Annotated in this window: 21 protein-coding genes; 10 read left to right on the plus strand and 11 right to left on the minus strand. The window is 58.5% G+C overall.

The genetic code is table 11. The annotated features are described in order from the left end of the window. Positions 1-208 precede the first annotated feature (208 nt). On the plus strand, positions 209-1,618 hold the full coding sequence (locus tag AWB69_RS04170; RefSeq protein WP_062082414.1) for an ATP-binding protein: 1,410 nt from the start codon (positions 209-211) through the stop codon (positions 1,616-1,618). A 632-nt stretch (positions 1,619-2,250) separates the two neighbouring features. On the opposite strand, the gene AWB69_RS04180 is transcribed toward AWB69_RS04170, so the two are convergent. Together AWB69_RS04180 and AWB69_RS04185 are read right to left on the minus strand one after the other, a co-directional pair. After that, positions 2,251-2,622 (minus strand): type II toxin-antitoxin system VapC family toxin, encoded by a 372-nt coding sequence (locus AWB69_RS04180; protein ID WP_062082419.1) that lies wholly within the window; start codon positions 2,620-2,622, stop codon positions 2,251-2,253. Then, complete coding sequence (locus AWB69_RS04185) at positions 2,619-2,816, minus strand: type II toxin-antitoxin system VapB family antitoxin (RefSeq protein ID WP_062082422.1); 198 nt, start codon at positions 2,814-2,816, stop codon at positions 2,619-2,621. Before AWB69_RS04185 ends, AWB69_RS04180 begins: the two co-directional genes overlap by 4 nt. Positions 2,817-2,856: 40 nt before the next feature. Here AWB69_RS04185 and AWB69_RS04190 point away from each other — a divergent pair, with 40 nt between their 5' ends. Next, a complete protein-coding gene (locus AWB69_RS04190) occupies positions 2,857-3,048 on the plus strand; it encodes a hypothetical protein (RefSeq protein WP_062082425.1) in 192 nt (63 codons plus the stop codon). Between the two features lie 175 nt (positions 3,049-3,223). On the opposite strand, the gene AWB69_RS04195 is transcribed toward AWB69_RS04190, so the two are convergent. Then, positions 3,224-3,589 carry a helix-turn-helix domain-containing protein gene (locus AWB69_RS04195; protein ID WP_062082427.1) on the minus strand — a complete coding sequence of 122 codons (366 nt, stop codon included), beginning with the start codon at positions 3,587-3,589 and terminating at the stop codon, positions 3,224-3,226. A gap of 225 nt (positions 3,590-3,814) precedes the next feature. Between AWB69_RS04195 and AWB69_RS50260 the strand changes: the two genes are divergently transcribed. From AWB69_RS50260 to AWB69_RS04205, 3 genes are read left to right on the plus strand one after another with little or no spacing between them, the layout of a single operon-like run. After that, positions 3,815-3,940 carry a hypothetical protein gene (locus AWB69_RS50260; RefSeq protein WP_269447465.1) on the plus strand — a complete coding sequence of 42 codons (126 nt, stop codon included), beginning with the start codon at positions 3,815-3,817 and terminating at the stop codon, positions 3,938-3,940. 20 nt (positions 3,941-3,960) lie between these two features. Beyond that, positions 3,961-4,236 carry a hypothetical protein gene (locus AWB69_RS04200; protein WP_231936965.1) on the plus strand — a complete coding sequence of 92 codons (276 nt, stop codon included), beginning with the start codon at positions 3,961-3,963 and terminating at the stop codon, positions 4,234-4,236. Between the two features lie 25 nt (positions 4,237-4,261). Further along, positions 4,262-4,717 carry a hypothetical protein gene (locus tag AWB69_RS04205; protein WP_231936966.1) on the plus strand — a complete coding sequence of 152 codons (456 nt, stop codon included), beginning with the start codon at positions 4,262-4,264 and terminating at the stop codon, positions 4,715-4,717. Between the two features lie 83 nt (positions 4,718-4,800). On the opposite strand, the gene vapC is transcribed toward AWB69_RS04205, so the two are convergent. The 5 genes from vapC to AWB69_RS04230 all read right to left on the minus strand — a co-directional run bounded on the left by vapC (position 4,801) and on the right by AWB69_RS04230 (position 8,276). Next, on the minus strand, positions 4,801-5,205 hold the full coding sequence (gene vapC / locus AWB69_RS04210; RefSeq protein ID WP_062082432.1) for a type II toxin-antitoxin system VapC family toxin: 405 nt from the start codon (positions 5,203-5,205) through the stop codon (positions 4,801-4,803). Next, the gene (locus tag AWB69_RS04215) at positions 5,202-5,396 is read right to left on the minus strand and encodes a type II toxin-antitoxin system VapB family antitoxin (protein WP_047895290.1); all 195 of its coding nucleotides are present in this window, start codon (positions 5,394-5,396) and stop codon (positions 5,202-5,204) included. The genes vapC and AWB69_RS04215 overlap by 4 nt, the downstream gene beginning before the upstream one ends. A 439-nt stretch (positions 5,397-5,835) precedes the next feature. Then, a complete protein-coding gene (locus AWB69_RS04220; RefSeq protein ID WP_062082434.1) occupies positions 5,836-7,101 on the minus strand; it encodes an MFS transporter in 1,266 nt (421 codons plus the stop codon). Positions 7,102-7,141: 40 nt separating this feature from the next. Next, positions 7,142-7,705 (minus strand): isochorismatase family protein, encoded by a 564-nt coding sequence (locus AWB69_RS04225; RefSeq protein ID WP_062082437.1) that lies wholly within the window; start codon positions 7,703-7,705, stop codon positions 7,142-7,144. Positions 7,706-7,811: 106 nt separating this feature from the next. Continuing rightward, on the minus strand, positions 7,812-8,276 hold the full coding sequence (locus AWB69_RS04230) for a MarR family winged helix-turn-helix transcriptional regulator (RefSeq protein WP_062082439.1): 465 nt from the start codon (positions 8,274-8,276) through the stop codon (positions 7,812-7,814). A 205-nt stretch (positions 8,277-8,481) separates the two neighbouring features. Here AWB69_RS04230 and AWB69_RS04235 point away from each other — a divergent pair, with 205 nt between their 5' ends. Next, a complete protein-coding gene (locus AWB69_RS04235; RefSeq protein ID WP_062082441.1) occupies positions 8,482-9,711 on the plus strand; it encodes an NHL repeat-containing protein in 1,230 nt (409 codons plus the stop codon). A gap of 337 nt (positions 9,712-10,048) precedes the next feature. Next, complete coding sequence (locus AWB69_RS04240; RefSeq protein ID WP_062082443.1) at positions 10,049-10,339, plus strand: hypothetical protein; 291 nt, start codon at positions 10,049-10,051, stop codon at positions 10,337-10,339. A gap of 69 nt (positions 10,340-10,408) precedes the next feature. Here the strand turns inward: AWB69_RS04240 and AWB69_RS48570 are convergent, their stop codons facing one another. Next, positions 10,409-10,579: a hypothetical protein gene (locus AWB69_RS48570; RefSeq protein ID WP_197500160.1), complete on the minus strand. Its 171-nt coding sequence runs from the start codon at positions 10,577-10,579 to the stop codon at positions 10,409-10,411. Between the two features lie 307 nt (positions 10,580-10,886). Continuing rightward, on the minus strand, positions 10,887-11,207 hold the full coding sequence (locus tag AWB69_RS04245; protein WP_062082445.1) for a DUF4148 domain-containing protein: 321 nt from the start codon (positions 11,205-11,207) through the stop codon (positions 10,887-10,889). Positions 11,208-11,473: 266 nt separating this feature from the next. On the opposite strand from AWB69_RS04245, the gene AWB69_RS45520 reads away from it, so the two are divergent. The 3 genes from AWB69_RS45520 (at position 11,474) to AWB69_RS04255 (ending at position 14,633) form a co-directional block, all read left to right on the plus strand. Further along, positions 11,474-11,656: a hypothetical protein gene (locus AWB69_RS45520; protein ID WP_075643859.1), complete on the plus strand. Its 183-nt coding sequence runs from the start codon at positions 11,474-11,476 to the stop codon at positions 11,654-11,656. Between the two features lie 558 nt (positions 11,657-12,214). Then, the gene (locus AWB69_RS04250) at positions 12,215-13,147 is read left to right on the plus strand and encodes a 2-hydroxyacid dehydrogenase (protein WP_062082446.1); all 933 of its coding nucleotides are present in this window, start codon (positions 12,215-12,217) and stop codon (positions 13,145-13,147) included. Between the two features lie 121 nt (positions 13,148-13,268). After that, complete coding sequence (locus AWB69_RS04255) at positions 13,269-14,633, plus strand: MFS transporter (RefSeq protein WP_062082448.1); 1,365 nt, start codon at positions 13,269-13,271, stop codon at positions 14,631-14,633. Between the two features lie 7 nt (positions 14,634-14,640). Here AWB69_RS04255 and AWB69_RS04260 read toward each other — a convergent pair whose 3' ends face one another. Beyond that, positions 14,641-15,036: a glycosyltransferase family 9 protein gene (locus tag AWB69_RS04260; protein ID WP_062082450.1), complete on the minus strand. Its 396-nt coding sequence runs from the start codon at positions 15,034-15,036 to the stop codon at positions 14,641-14,643. Positions 15,037-15,346: the final 310 nt, after the last annotated feature.

The raw sequence follows: 15,346 nt of genomic DNA on the forward strand, positions 1-15,346 counted from the left end.
CCTTTAAACAACACGACTCGGAACAGCACGACTCGGCCAAGCTTTTCCGTCTTTTGTGTACCTTGGCGTGTACCCTCCTCCCAAAAAAAAGATGCTTGGCGTGGTTCACGGCGGCTTATCGCTTGCTGAGAAACTCGCTCGGGTAAGATTCAAGCTTACGTGTACACGAAAATGTTGTTCGCACTATCTTAGGCAGCGAAAGGTAAAGATGACAACGCCGGAACAGTTCTCTCAGTGGACCTCAGCCAATACTGAAGACGAGCACTTAGAGTTCAAAGAAGCCAAAGAACAATTTGATACCACCAAGCTGAAACGATATTGCGTCGCTCTGGCGAACGAGGGCGGTGGGGTCTTAATCCTGGGTGTCAGCGACAAGATTCCGCGTAGGGTAGTCGGAACCGCCGCGTTCACAAACACGGCCGACATCGCGAGTCGGCTGCTCACAGCACTGCGTTTCCGAGTCGATGTCGAAACTTTTGCACACGCGGACGGGCGGGTTGTCATTTTCCATATCCCTTCCCGGCCTATTGGTACCGCTTATAGCTTGGATGGTGCTTACTGGATGCGTTCGACCGACGAACTCGTGCCAATGTCGGAAGACCGTTTGCGAGACATTTTTGCAGAGGGGAAGCCAGACTGGCTGGCAGAGTTCGCAGTCGTTGGTTGCAGTGCGGACGAGGTGGTCGCGCTTTTGGACACGCAAGCATATTTTGACTTGGTGAAACTACCATATCCTACAAGCCGCGATGGCGTAATCTCCCGGTTGGAAAGCGAGGCTCTCATCTTTCGAGAGGGACAAACTTGGTCGATATCGAATCTTGGCGCTATCTTGCTTGGTAAGCATCTGGATAGCTTCCCATTGTCAGTATCTCGGAAGGGTTTGCGGCTGGTCGTTTATGAAGGCACGAACAAGGTCGAGACTAAGCTGGAGCAAATCGGCAAGAAGGGCTATGCAATCGGGTTTGAAGCTGCACTTTCAATTCTCCATGGGCATGCGCCGAGGAATAGGGTAATAGAGCAAACCATTCGTGAAGAAGTGCGTATGTTCCCGAAGCAGGCACTTCGAGAGTTGGTCGCTAACGCGCTTGTACATCAGGACTTCTCGCTTACCGGCATGTCGGTAATGATTGAGATGTATTCTGATCGTGTCGAGATATCTAACCCCGGCATCCCACCGATCCCTCTCGAACGATTTATTGACGAATACCGGTCTCGAAATGAAAGACTTGCTGATCTGATGCGCCGCATGGGGATTTGCGAAGAAAAAGGCAGTGGCATCGACAAGGTCGTTTCCGCATCCGAAATGTTCCAACTGCCGGCTCCAGATTTCCGGGTTGGCGACGTCCGAACAACGGCTGTGATGTTTGCGCATCAGGATTTTAAAGACATGAGCAAAGCGGACCGGATCCGGGCTTGCTATCAACATTGCGTACTTCAGTATGTAAGCAACCGACGCATGTCGAACCAAAGCCTTCGGGAACGTTTCCATCTGCCCGCTACGAAGGTTGAGGCTGTTTCCGTGATCATCAATCAAACGCTGGAGGCTGGAAAGATCAAGCTGGATGACTCAGAATCAACCTCGCGCCGCTACGCGCGATACGCGCCCTTTTGGGCGTAAGAGGCGATCGGCGAGACGGGTTCGAATCTCTTTTTATAGCAAAAGCGATATCTACACCCGTCTCGACAAAAAACCTATATAAATCAAACACTTCCAATTTAAAAGCAAAGCTATTTTGCCGTGACACCACCGGGTCGTCATCGGGCTATCGTTCATTTTGGGTCACTCAGCCATGGCCTTCAAGAGCGCGTCTCTGGCATCGGAGTAAAACTGGATGTCAATCTTGGTTGCCATATCATCGGATAAATCGACCAGCTGGCGTCGACATGCCACAGGCATCAACAGCGATGTCGCCCCTTTCTCGACAGAGATTTCGGCAATCGTGACGGCGTTATGTACGGGTTCGATCGAGCCACCAACACCGCGCCCTTCTAATTTGGGCGGCGCTTGGAGACTGCGGCTCCTTGAGGGCGACACGGAAGTAGCAGGGGGTGTCCTGGCCGATGCCCATGCAGATCCGCCGTCCGGCATGGAGTGGCGGAACATCGGGATGTAACGCGAGTGTCACGCGTGGTAAACGTGGCGCACTGCGAAGCGGCTTTCGTTGACGACGCCCCAAGTTCAACGCTGGCAGCACGACTGCGCGAGGCCAGCAAGAAGTGCGATGATCATTCTAGTCTTGAAACCCGCGGCTAGTGTCCCAACGTTGCACCCAATCCGAGTTCGTCGGCGATCTTCTTCAGTCGCTTGTCGCGCGTCCAGATGGTTACGCCGGGCTGCAACCGCGTGGATGCCAGTAGCGCCGTATCGACGTATCCAATTCCGCGATTGAATAGTTGCTCGCCCTCGATGAGATAAAAAATCTCTTCGGGCGTGGCGATAGGGGCGCTCGGAAGGTCACGTAGCGCGCCAAGGACGACTTCGCGATTGCGCAAGCTGCCGAGAGAGATTTCCCCAATGACGTAGGGGTGGGCGAGCACGCGTTCTTCTGCCAGCAAGTTCACCAGCATTGAATCAGACGCGTTGATGTGGTCGATCCATACTGATGTGTCGACCAGAATCATTCGATATCCTGCCGACGACGCGGCGCCCCCTGAATTCCCGGTTGGCTGCCGCCAAGGCTCGCCAGTCGGCGCGCGGCCTCGCGCTGGATAAGGGCTTTGAGAGCCTCACGAACCAGCGCCGTTTTTTCGTCCAAACCCGTATACGCTTGAGCCTTGGCGATCAGTTCGTCGTCCAAGGCAATGGTGGTACGCATAAACGCCTCCGCAGTAAGGCTTTTATTATAGCATCATTTGATGCATAAATCTGTGCCCAAGGCTTGCCAGGATCTCGCCGCCGACCTGTTGTGGCGCCCTCAAGAACGCTTGAAGGCGGACCGTCGTGACGTGATGCGCGTGCTACGTGCGTTCGACGTCGAGTTGCGGGCGACGCTGCGGGAGTCCGCCAATCACGGTCGCCGCGTCGGCGGCTCTCCGTGTGCCCACTAGCTATCGCACGTGGATCTCCCTAGTCAGGGAAATGCGCCATACCTGCGGTGGCCACTGTCCTGAGCGGCGACAGTCACGCCATTCACTTCGACTCGCATGCGACTGTCCCGTTCTGCGCCTCAGTGCTGGGTGATTTGGCCGCTTCCGCAGCCTTCTTTGCCCAGAGCGCACGCAGTTATTCAGATGCCGCAGTATTCCCGACATCCGCCCCACCCTCGGGAGATGTATCGATGATTGCGCTCACTAGCCCCAGCACTCCCCTCTTTTCGCGAGGCTTCAGTTCACGATATCCGGCGAGAAGCCTCTCCTCATCGCAATCAAGCGCAAGGGTTGCTGGATCGGAAGTGCGCCCAGTCAGCAGATACATGACATCGACGCCGACCTCCGCAATCCCGGCCAGATAGCTGGCATCCGGATATCTCAAGCCCTTCTCGTAATTGGACTGCGCTTGCTTTAGAACCCCACCTGCATTGCCGAAATCTGTTTGATTCATGCCAAGACGCCGCCGCTCCTGCCTCAACCGCAGCGTGAAGTTATTCATTCGTGGACTTTTATTTGACATGAACGCTTTTGTTGATTAAAGTAGGATATAAATGATTTCGCAACAACGACATCACGCCAGAATCGATGCGTCTGTTACGCCCCAGCGGCCCGTTGATAAGTGGCATACCTGCTTGACGACCTACCGATGGCATTCCGTCGGTCACGATACGCGCCCGTTTATGCCTGAACAAAGGGTCTGCTGCCTTCCGGAAAAGGAAATGTCATGTCCGCCAACTACGAAATCCGTGGTGCCCTGCCGCTGCGCTCAAGTTTCAAGCACGCCCACGCACGGCACTCGCCGAAAGCCTCGAAAACCCGGCTGACGTCTATTTTGCAACTGACGACGTAACCCATTCGCTCGTAATACGCGTGCGCGGTGCGCTCTCGGAAGACGAACAGCAGTCGGTCGAAGATACGCTCGAACAGTTCTCACGCGATTGGGCCGCGGCGGGCGCGATCTTCAGCCGGCTACGCTATGGCGAGCCGTCATTCCTCACCCTCGGGCTGGCGTCACACGTCGAACTGCTCGACGAACTCACGGATCTGCACGCCCAGCTGGACGCACTGCTGGCTCGTCAGGCCTTCATCCTCGCCCAACTAGGCACCACGGACGTTGCACCAGCAACAGAACCCACTGGTCGATAATAGGCATCATCGCAAGCATACAAGGATGGCCGCCATGGAAAAAGGAACGTACGTCCTCTCGGGCTCGCTGCCCGTCAATGACGACCTGGAAGCTGAACAGATCGAGCGGGTCCGGCGGCACCTGAGCGGCTTCGCCAGCGTGTACCTTGCGCACGACGAAACCGCACATACGGTGTCGCTGCACATCTCAGGCACGATGCTCCGGGATGATGCCCGGCTCATCGGGCGGCGCATCGAAAAGTTCGCCGAGGAGAACTGTACCGCTGGCGCCATCCTGTTGGCCGAATGGAACGGCCTGACGGATTGGCTCGTTGTCGGGATCAACTGGCACGTACAGTGTCTTCTGAAGCTCGGTGCCGTGCAGGAACAGTTCGCAAGGCTCGTGGAACGCGATTTCGATTTCCTCGTGCGACTTGAGCCGCCCAGCGAGAAGGCAGCCGGCGAGGGCCAGCCGCTGATGTGCGTCTCAATCGCGACCTGACACAGGAAACGGACGATGCGGCCGCCCCAAAAATCCCGGAGGCGAAATACAGTCGTGGGTTGCGGACGCAATCCTCGGCCTGATCAGTTGTCCACTATCGCTGATCTAAGGCCTAGGTAATCGACAAAAGGATTGAAGTCCCTGTCGCTAAACAGCAGCGACACGCCATTCTCGATGCAGTAAGTTGCGATCAGCGTATCAATGGTTTTCCGGATCGTCACGCCTTGTGCTCTCAAGGCGCGGTAATTTCGCGCAGCCTGAACAGCGTTATCAGGGCCGACGAGCGACACAACGCTCAGGCGCGTCGTCATCAGTTGTCTGGCCGTGTTGAATTCGGACTCGGCCGAGAAGCCCTGCAACACCTCCGCCACGATCAGGTCACCCGTGAGCAGCGCTTCCGCGCCCAACAAGGCGTCGAGTTTGTCGGTTTCCGGCGAGATCACGCCCCGAAAATAATCGATCCAGACGCTCGAATCGACGAGCGTCATCGATCCGTTCTCATTGCATCAAGATCACCTTCCCAGTGAAGCTTCCCGCGGAACTGACGGATCTGTTCCTGCTGCTTGAGCCGGATGATCGTCTTCAGGCCGAGTTCGACAGCCTCCCGCTTGGTCTTGATGCCTGTGGCGGCAAGCGCTTCGGCCATCAGCCTGTCGTCGATTTCGATGTTGGTGCGCATGGTATACCTCGCAATGTGTATAGTCTCTTAAAATTATACACATCTCGAACTTACGCAAATTTCATTCGAGCAGTCGGATTTTTGAGCTGCTGACGAAGGAAGTCATCGAGCATCTGGTGTTTGGTCTGATGGAGGGTAAGCGACATCCATCCCCGTTAGGCATCCAATGTGCCGCCGCCCAGTCACGTGCGACCGTCGTTACCGTGCTGACGAGGCAAGCTCAGCCGTCAGTTCATGATGCTTGATAGCCAAGCGGGGTTTCGATCACGGCCGTGAGAAGTCTTGCCATGCAGCCAACGAGAGCAGATGCGCCGCCGCAGCCCTTCGGATAGATTTACGCAAGCCACCCCACTACATCATCAAAAATCAGCGTTGCAAAAATGGGCGTGACCATAGATTTGCTTTGTGACTTTCGGTTATCGCCAGAGATATTCGCCCTTCAAACCACCGCATCACCGTCATCGATACTAAACCGCAGCCTCCCCGCGTCGATGAACACTCGCAACTGGCGGTACTTCGCCAAATACCGAATCCCGACGATAGCCGCTGCAAACCCCGCCGCCGCGGCAACGCCAAGCGCCCAGCGCGGGCCAAACCTGTCGGCGACCCAGCCCACCACCGGTGCACCCAAAGGCGTGCCGCCCAGCGCGATCGCGAGAAAGATCGCCATCACGCGACCGCGCATGGCGGGTTCGGTCGATAGCTGCATGGTGCTGTTCGTCGTCGTGGTGATGGTTTGCGCGGACACGCCGATAACCACGAGCGCAAGACCAAAGAACCCATAACCCGGCGCGATTGCTGCCAAAGCACAGCCAACGCCGAAGATCGCAGTGCTCGCGAACAACACACCAATATGCGGTTTCGCCCGCCTCGCGGCGAGCAGCGCACCCGCGACCGTACCTATCGCCATGATCGACGACAGGAGTCCGTATTGACTCGCTCCGGCGTGAAAGACGGTGACGGACATCGTGGAGATGAAAATCGGGAAGTTGAGTCCAAACGTTCCGATCAGAAACAGCATGAGCAGCACCGCTTTCAGATCCGGCCGCTTCCAGACATATCGAAACCCTTCAGCAAGACTCCCGCGCGCCCGGACAGCCCGCTTGCTCTGATGAAACTCACGCACGCGAAGGAACCCCAGCGAGCAGAGCACCGCGACAAACGACGCCGCGTTGATCAGGAACACCCACCCGGTCCCCACCGATGCAATCAGCACGCCTGCAATGGCCGGCCCGATCATCCGCGCGGCATTGAACGATGTGGAGTTCAACGCGACCGCGTTCGACAGATCAGTTTCCCCCACCAATTCGGAGACGAAGGTTTGACGCGCGGGGGCATCGAAGGCACTCACGCTGCCGAGCAAGAACGCAAACACGTACACGTGCCACAACTGGACCCATCCGGCGACAGTGAGAACACCCAGCCCAAGCGCGAGCGTTCCCAACGCCGCCTGCGTGCCGATCAAAAGTTTGCGGCGATCGAGATGATCGGCCGCGAGACCGGTGAAGGGAAGCAGGAGAAGGTGCGGGCCGAACTGGAGCGCCATGACAATGCCCACCGCAGTCGCATTGTGGTGGGTCAGTTGCGTGAGCACGAGCCAATCCTGGGCGGTGCGCTGCATCCACGTTCCAATATTGGACACGATCGCGCCGCCGTCCCAGACCCGGTAGTTGAAGCTGTTCAGCGAGCGGAAGGTGCCTTTCATCGGACAGCTCCCGAGGCTACGATCTCCGCGCTGAACGAGCTCACGCGCGGGTGCTGCCAAGCAGATCGATGATCTCGCGGCTCGTGCCCGTCTCGCCCAGCCTTGGGAAGATCCGCGTGATGCTGTTGGTGTGGGCATCGGCGTTCATGTCGGTCATCGCGTCGGTAGCCAGCGTCACATTGAAGCCGTGCTCGTGGGCGTAGCGGGCCGTCGACTCCACCCCAATGCTGGTCGCCACGCCGGCGATAACGACTTGCGTAACACTCAGCTTCTTCAGATGTTCATCGAGGTCGGTGTTCGTGAACGCGCCCCACGTGCGCTTCGTGACGATGTGATCGTCCGACTGCTGCTTCAGTTCGGGGACAAGGTCGGCCCAGTCGGCGGGAAGCCCAGAGAGACTACGGGCCTGCTCCGCGCGTCCCGGCGCGCCGCCGACGACGTTGACGAGCACGACCGGCAAGCCGTGGCTGCGAAACGCGTCAAGCAACTCGCTGGCGTGCTTGACGACTTCATTGACGGGGTGCGCGGTGGGAAGCGCAACAATGCCCTTTTGCAAATCGATGACGACAAGGGCCGTTTTCGGGTCGAGCGTGGTGATTGCCATGGTGTTTTCCTTCATGCGAGGTGGACTGCGGCGCGGCCCGGAATAAGGCACGGCAACGGGAATAGCTGAGCCGATGGCACTGCTTCTGCCACGCGGCTTGGATCAATCAGGAATCGACGAGCCGGTTGAGCAGCACCACGGTGGTCACAAGTTCCTGCTGCTCCGCGGGCGTGAGCTTGGTTCGAATGGCACGGAACAACCAGTCTTCCCGGGCTGCACGGCTCGCCTTGATCCATTCGCGGCAGGTGTCAGTGAGCGACAAAATGGTCTGACGTCCATCGGCTGGGTCCGGCGTGCCGATCACAAACCCGGCCGCCTCGAGAGCCGACACGGTGGCGCCCATGGATTGCGGTCGCACACCTTCAGCCCGCGCGAGTGTGGTAACGGTCGCGGGACCCTCGCGCTCCAGCCGGCTAAGGGCTGACATCTGCGACAACGTGAACTCTCCCAGACTCGCCTCTTCACGCAGCCGCCGCTTCAGTTTGCCCAGCACCACGCGCAACTCCCCCGCGACAGCATGCGCATGCGCGCCTTCCGGATCGATGGGTTCCATTTTGTCGTTCGTCTTCATGTCGGTACGTTAGCAGATATGAAGGCAAACTACAAAGTTAAGCTTCGTATGTAGGCATCTGCATATTCCGATTCAAGGATGTCCATTGAGAGTGGGCACGGGTTGATATCGGTAATTTTTTGTAACACTCGGTCGTCGATGACAGCCGTCTCATTAAGAAGCGCCGATGTATTCTTCTTTCCCATTTATTAGGGAACGAAGATCCATGACGATTTTCTTGCGCGCCATTCTCGTGTCGTGCGTCAGTACGATGCTGGTCGCCTGCGGCGGCGGCGGCAATTCGACGACGGCGGCGAGCCCCGGCTCGGCGGCACCGGCCACCGTGGCAGCAGGCGCCTCTGTGACCATGACCGCGAACGAGTCGGTGATGGTGCCTTCCGGCGCGATCATTACGTCGCCGAATGGCAGCGTCATCACCCTGAATGGATCATCGAACACAGTCTCCACACAAGCTGGCGCAACGGTGACCGTGCCAGCGAGCGCAACCGGCGCCGCGAACAACGTGGTCACGACCGGACAAACATCGAGCGCGACCGTCTCTGCCGCGCCGGTCACGATCACGGCTCTGGCGGGATCGGCGACGACCTTCGCCGGCTCTCCGTCGACACCTGCTATCCAGGACGGAACGGGCGCTGCCGCAATACTTCATGGCGGTGGATTTCTTGCCGTCGACAACAATGGCAACGTGATCTTCTCGGACGAAGGCGCACTCCGGAAAGTCACGCCGCAAGGGGTAGTGACAACCTTGTCCGCTTTGGCTCAGCCCTACGCATGGGACGGCGTTGCGATTGATTCAGCTAACGACATCTACGGCTCGGCCCCCAGCTTGACGCTCGCCTCCGTTTCGCCAGCATTGTTTGGTGCGTCGATCTCCGAAATGACGGCTTCAGGAGCCTTGGCAAGTCCGTATCCGAACTGGGAGAGTTCCCCTTCCCCCAACGTTGCGTCTGGCGGACTTGTGTTCGACAGCAAGGGAAACCTGTTTTTAGCCGATGTAGTCAATAACCGGATCGTCAAGTTCACCCCACCGACCGGCTGGACTGTTTTTGCAGGCAATGGCACGGCTGGAAACGCGGACGGAGCCGGGACTGCCGCGACGCTGACGATGACCTCCAACAATCTGGGGATCGATGCCAACGACAACCTTTATGTGAGAAGCCCCAGCGTATTCCGCAAGATAGCGCCTGATGGAACCGTGACGACAATCACGCCGCCCACACCAATGACGGGCGCGGGATTTACCGTCGATGCTGCAGGCGATATCTTTACCGTTGACATACAAACGATCTATCGCATGTCGGTCGGTGGCACAGTCACCGCGTATCCGTTCGCTGCGCCTTCGGGCTTCGTCACCTCCCTCGCGATCGACAAAAACAACAACCTGTATGCGGGTACCCAAGGACCGGGAGCGCAAATTCTCAAAATTTCGTTCTGAGCAATCACGACTGGCTACGCGCACCTGTCAAAACAGCGCGATAACTTTACGCAATCCTTGTTCTTTCACGATAAGAATATTTTCCAAAAGCTTCACGAAAGCATTACCGACTTTATGGTTGGTAATGGAGGATTGCTCAAGCAGAAGTGTTCTCCGTGAGTATCGTGTTTCGGGGCTTGCAAAGACCCGACATGACCAGAACCTGCGTTCACAGCCTTGCCCAGCGCATTCGGGTCTTTTTGCACGCGTTGTTTCCGTTTTTTTCAATTACTAACAACCACGTTTACCCCGACACGGGAGAATCATCCATCGAAAACTCGTTTAACGGGGAGAGCGAATGCACGCCATTCCACTCGACTATAACGATCATGTTTTGATGCCCCTCGCAGCCGGCGAGTGCGGCAGTTTTGCGTCAATGGTCATTGTCACGAAACCGAACGGTGCGCGCTGGGCGTCCGGCGTGCTGGGACATTTCGCGGAAGCGGACGACGCCTGCCGGTTTGCAATTGCATATGGAAAAGCAGAGGTCGACGGACGGAGGCCTCCGCGAGCGGTGAAGCCGCCTGCAGCAACTGAAGACGGTGCGCCCCGCACCGCTCCACTGGGCGCTTCCGCATCCGCGCCATGACGGTTCGCTACTCTCTTCATCTTTGCCCACTGCGCGTTGCGAGTGGCCTTTTTGTTTTTTAGCGACGCATTAATGCTTATGGTGCATCCAGCTCATGTGGTGGGCATCGAGCCATTCACGCATACGCACCCATCCGCTGCCGTCTTCCGGGTGTTCGCGTCGATACCGGCGGCCCAATACAGCCGCAATCGCTATCAGGACCGCAAGGCCCACTACAAAACCGATCATCGACTCAGTCATAGCCGCCTCCTTAATGCGTCACAGACTGCTTACATTTTAGGTCACGCAATTTGAAATGCGAACCTTTCAGTATGTAAGAACGATCTTTACTGGACGTCTGGAACTTGCTTTTTACGCGTCATCGAAAGATGCAAAAAAGCCCAGACAGGGGCGCTGGGCAAGTCCACCGGGATTAACCCGTTGGAGGAGGTGCGAATTCAGTTTTTATTCAGGCGGGCAAGCATTCTGCACGCTCGGGTTACGCTGCCGGACGACTCACGTTCGTGTTCGTCGCCGGCGTCTTTCGTACCGCGTGATGCTTATCTGATTAATGGCCCATGTACACCGAGTGCACGCTGTCGCCGAATGACGATTGGACAGCGTTGCCGGAATCCGATGAACCGTTAGCCACGCCACCGTAGCTGCTGGTGCCGCCGTTTTGGGCTGCGACACGGGCTTCTGCGGCTTGAATGTTGGCTGGGTAGTCGTAATCGTTCGCAGTCGCCGGGTTGTAACCGGCCTTTTCAATCTGAATCAATTGCGCCTTCACTTCAGCACGGGTCAGCGGTTGTTGACTTGACTGAGCAAACGACACGGCCGGGACGGCGAGCACTGCGGCAACTACAACGGCTTGAATGAGCGATTTCATGATACTTACCTCCGAATCTTGTTTTGCCGCGAACAACCTTGTTCGCGTTCAGTGTTTCCAGTGTAGGTAAGCCGTCTCTGAAAATTAAGCGCGATGCAAGCAAGAGATTATTGTCGTTTTAGGTGGAAACCCTAATCTACGATTGGGGGCAGATTCCTGGTTCGGACAGCGTGTAATTTCCCGATACCAACTCGCGACACGCGACACAATTCCCGCTGAACAATGGCCCGGTCCCATCCCTCTAACCCGTAACAGGGAGAAAAATCATGGTCAGGCTCTTACTTGTCGTGGGACTAGCGGTTGGCCTTTCGGGGTGTATCGTCGCGCCGCCTTATGGATATGCCCCCGCGCCGGGATATGGATATGCCTATGCGCCCGCGTATTACGCGGCGCCGACGGTTGGTGTGGGGATCGGGTTTGGTGGCGGCTGCTGCTGGCGTGGGAGGTGATAGCTTGACGGCTCGGTTTGCCGCGAGCGAGACCACCGTTTGGAGTAGACGTGGGCGGACACGTCGCCGTATGCAAGACGGCTGTCCCCGCTCCGATCAATGCTGCTCCATCTCTTCACGGCGCACACATGAAACTTCAGACGAGCATTCAGCACAGCATCAGCTTGCTCTTCATAACTAAGGTATCCGAAATAATGTATATGATTTTATCAAATCAACGGAGCCGTCTGCGCTCCTATAGCGGATCGTCCAAAGGATCCCCGTACGAATCAACTTAATGCGCCCGGCCCGGAAAAGATATTTCCTCTGCCTCACACAACTCGTCAAACGACATGCAAGGAAGTACTGCGCCGAGCTGGGAGAATCTGGGCGAATGCGAAGGCAGTCGATCAGTTTCTGTGACGGGATCGCGGCGTCAGCCACACATGGAACGATCCGTAGCAACGCAATATTAGCGAGCGCGGCAACGTGCCGAGACGTTTGAAGAGAGCCGGGACGTCCCAACGCCATCTCAAAAAAATGCGAAACTTGGCCCTTCACTCCTTCAACCCTGTGCCCATGCTCCCCACCGTCCTCGTCGTGGTCCCGCTTCGTCCTGAAAGCCAGACCACCATCACCAGTGCCTTCAACGTCATTACAGCCCTCGATCAACCCGCGCTCGATCAAGCCCTGACCAGCCATGCCGAAGAAATCCGCGCGGTTCTGACAAACGGCACTATCGGCATCAATGCAGCGTCCGTCGCGAAACTGCCGAACCTCGAGCTGATCGGCGCGTTAGGCGCGGGCTACGAAAACATCGCGCGCGATGCGGCGCAAGCGCGCGGCATCACCGTGGTGAATGGCGCGGGTACCAACGACGACTGCGTCGCCGATCACGCCTTCGCGCTGCTGCTTGGCGTCGTCCGCCAGATCCCCGTGCTCGACCGCGCATGCCGCGCCGGCGTCTGGCGCGACGACCTGCCGTTCCAGCCGAACTTCTCGGGCAAAAAACTGGGCGTAATCGGGCTGGGCAATATCGGCAGGAAGGTGGCTAAACGAGCGCAAGGCTTCGATATCAAGGTCGGTTATCACAATCGCCGCCCGCAACCGGACTCGGCCTACACCTACTTCGATTCAGTCATCGCGCTGGCCGAATGGGCTGATTACCTCGTGGTCGCCACGCCAGGCGGCGCATCGACCAAACATCTGATCGACGCCAACGTGCTCGCCGCACTCGGCTCAAAAGGCTATGTGGTGAACGTGTCGCGCGGCAGTGTTGTGGATACCGCTGCTCTGGCAGATGCCCTCGACCGTGGTGTGATCGCCGGCGCGGGACTCGATGTCTACGAAGGCGAACCCGCGCCGCCGGCGTTGCTGACAGGCTCCGAGCGCGTCGTGCTGACGCCCCACGTGGGCGGGCGCTCGCCGGAAGCAGTGGCGGCCTCGGTGCAGATGTTCGTCGACAACGCCACTCGGCACTTCGCCGGCGAGGCCGTACTGACACCTGTTTGAAAGCTCCCGCGAGGGTGCCCGGCGAGCTTCGCCACGATCCCGTATCGTGTCGGACTATCGCCGATCACGCCTAATCCTAAAAACCGTGTCAGACCAGACCACTCTTCCCGCCGATAGCCCTATGACCGCGCTCCAGCGTCGCGCCATGGCGGCAATCCTGCTCGCCGTTTCGCTCGCCACCCTCGATACGGCCATCGCGAATACCGCGCTCCCGGCGATCGCCGCCGATCTCCACGCAGCGCCTGCCGCGTCCGTCTGGATCATCAACGCTTATCAGCTCGCGATGGTCGCCACGCTGCTGCCGTTCGCGGCGCTGGGCGGCATCGTCGGACACAGGAAGATCTATCTGGGCGGGCTGATCCTGTTCCTCGTGGCGTCGCTGACATGCGCGCTGTCGTGGTCGCTGCCGTCGCTCACTGCGGCGCGGCTGTTGCAGGGTGTGGGTGCAAGTGCAGTGATGAGCGTGAACACGGCGCTGATCGGGTCAATCTATCCGCATCACCGGCTTGGGCGCGGGCTTGGGCTGAATGCGCTCGTGGTGGGGATATCGTTCGCAATCGGGCCGACGATCGCATCGATCGTGCTCTCGCTCGGGCCCTGGCCCTGGCTGTTTGCCGTGAACCTGCCCGTGGGGCTGCTGGCGCTGATCATCGGCTGGCCGGCGTTGCCGCAGACGCCGCGCGCCAAGCACGGCTTCGACCGCGTGGCGGCCGGACTGAACGTGATCACGTTCGCCGCGCTGGTGTTCGCGCTTGGCGAAGCGGCGCAGCGCGCGCCCACCCATATCGTGCTTATCGCGCTCGCGGTGACGGTGCTCGCGGGCGGGCTGATGCTGCGTCGGGAACGCGGTCATCCGGCGCCGATGCTTCCCGTCGATCTGTTCAAGCGCCCGATGTTCGCGTTATCGACGGCAACCGCCGTGTGCTCATTCGCCGCGCAAGGGCTGGCGTTCGTCTCGCTGCCGTTCTATTTCGAAAGCGTGCTCGGACGCAGCCAGGTGGAAACCGGCTTCCTGATGACGCCATGGTCGGTGATGGTGGCCTTGCTGGCGCCGGTCGCCGGGCGTTTATCGGATCGACATCAACCAGGGTTGCTCGGCGGCGTCGGGCTCGCGGTCATGTGCGCGGGCATGGCGTCGCTAGCGTTGATGCCGGCGCATCCCCATGTCCTCGATATCTGTATTCGTATGGGCATATGCGGCGCGGGGTTTGGATTCTTCCAATCGCCCAATCTGAAAGCGCTGATGGCAAGCGCGCCGCGCGAACGCAGCGGCGGCGCAAGCGGCGTGGTGGCAACCGCTCGGCTGATCGGCCAGGCGACTGGCGCAGCGCTGGTCGCGCTAAGCTTTGGCATTGCCGGGCATCACGGTCCGACGCTCGCGCTCGCGATTGGCGCCGGATTCGCGGGCGTGGCCAGTATTGCAAGCGGCTTGCGCCTGATTACCCGCGATAAGCCCATCGAGTCGATGCAGACAGCGGAGAAGTAAGCGGCGATTAAGGTTCGTTGCCCATCAGCGCCGCTTTCGCCCGCGCCACGGGCTCAGCCCAGTCGCCGAGCGTGGTCTGCTTGAACAAACGCATGCCGGAATACCACGGGCTGTCGTCGCGATCGAGCATCCAGCGCCAGTCGTAACTCGCCGGCAGGAACACCCACACGGGCTTGCCAAGCGCACCCGCCAGATGGGCAACCGACGTATCCACCGAGATCACCAGATCGAGTTGCTTGATCAGCGCGGCGGTATCGGCGAAATCGTGGATGTCGTCGGTCAGGTCGTGGGGCTTCAACGCGCAACCGGGCTGCGAAAGCTGGTTGCGTGCCGCCCCCTTCTGCAACGAAAACCACTCGGTGTTCGCCACCTCCGAGAACGGTGACCACGCGGCGAACGGCATGGAGTGGAATTGGTCGTTGCCGAATGTCGGACTGCCCGCCCATACAATGCCAATTCTTCCTGCGAGCGCCCGCCAGTTTTTTCACGCGCGCCGGCCACGAGCCAATCCGCTTCGCGCTGACGCTCATATAGGGTGTGTCGGGTGGGGATGCCGGGAACAAGATGAGCCACCCGATGTGGAACGCTCATTGACGGCGTCCAGAAATCGTATTCGTTGATCGGGCCATGCCTAAGCCGTACTTTTCCCCATCAATTAGCCGAAACCTCCGCTAGCATTGGGTTTCGGCTATTTTTAGGGTTTAGGTGTAGCC

The organism is Caballeronia udeis (assembly GCF_001544555.2).
GTDB lineage: Bacteria > Pseudomonadota > Gammaproteobacteria > Burkholderiales > Burkholderiaceae > Caballeronia > Caballeronia udeis.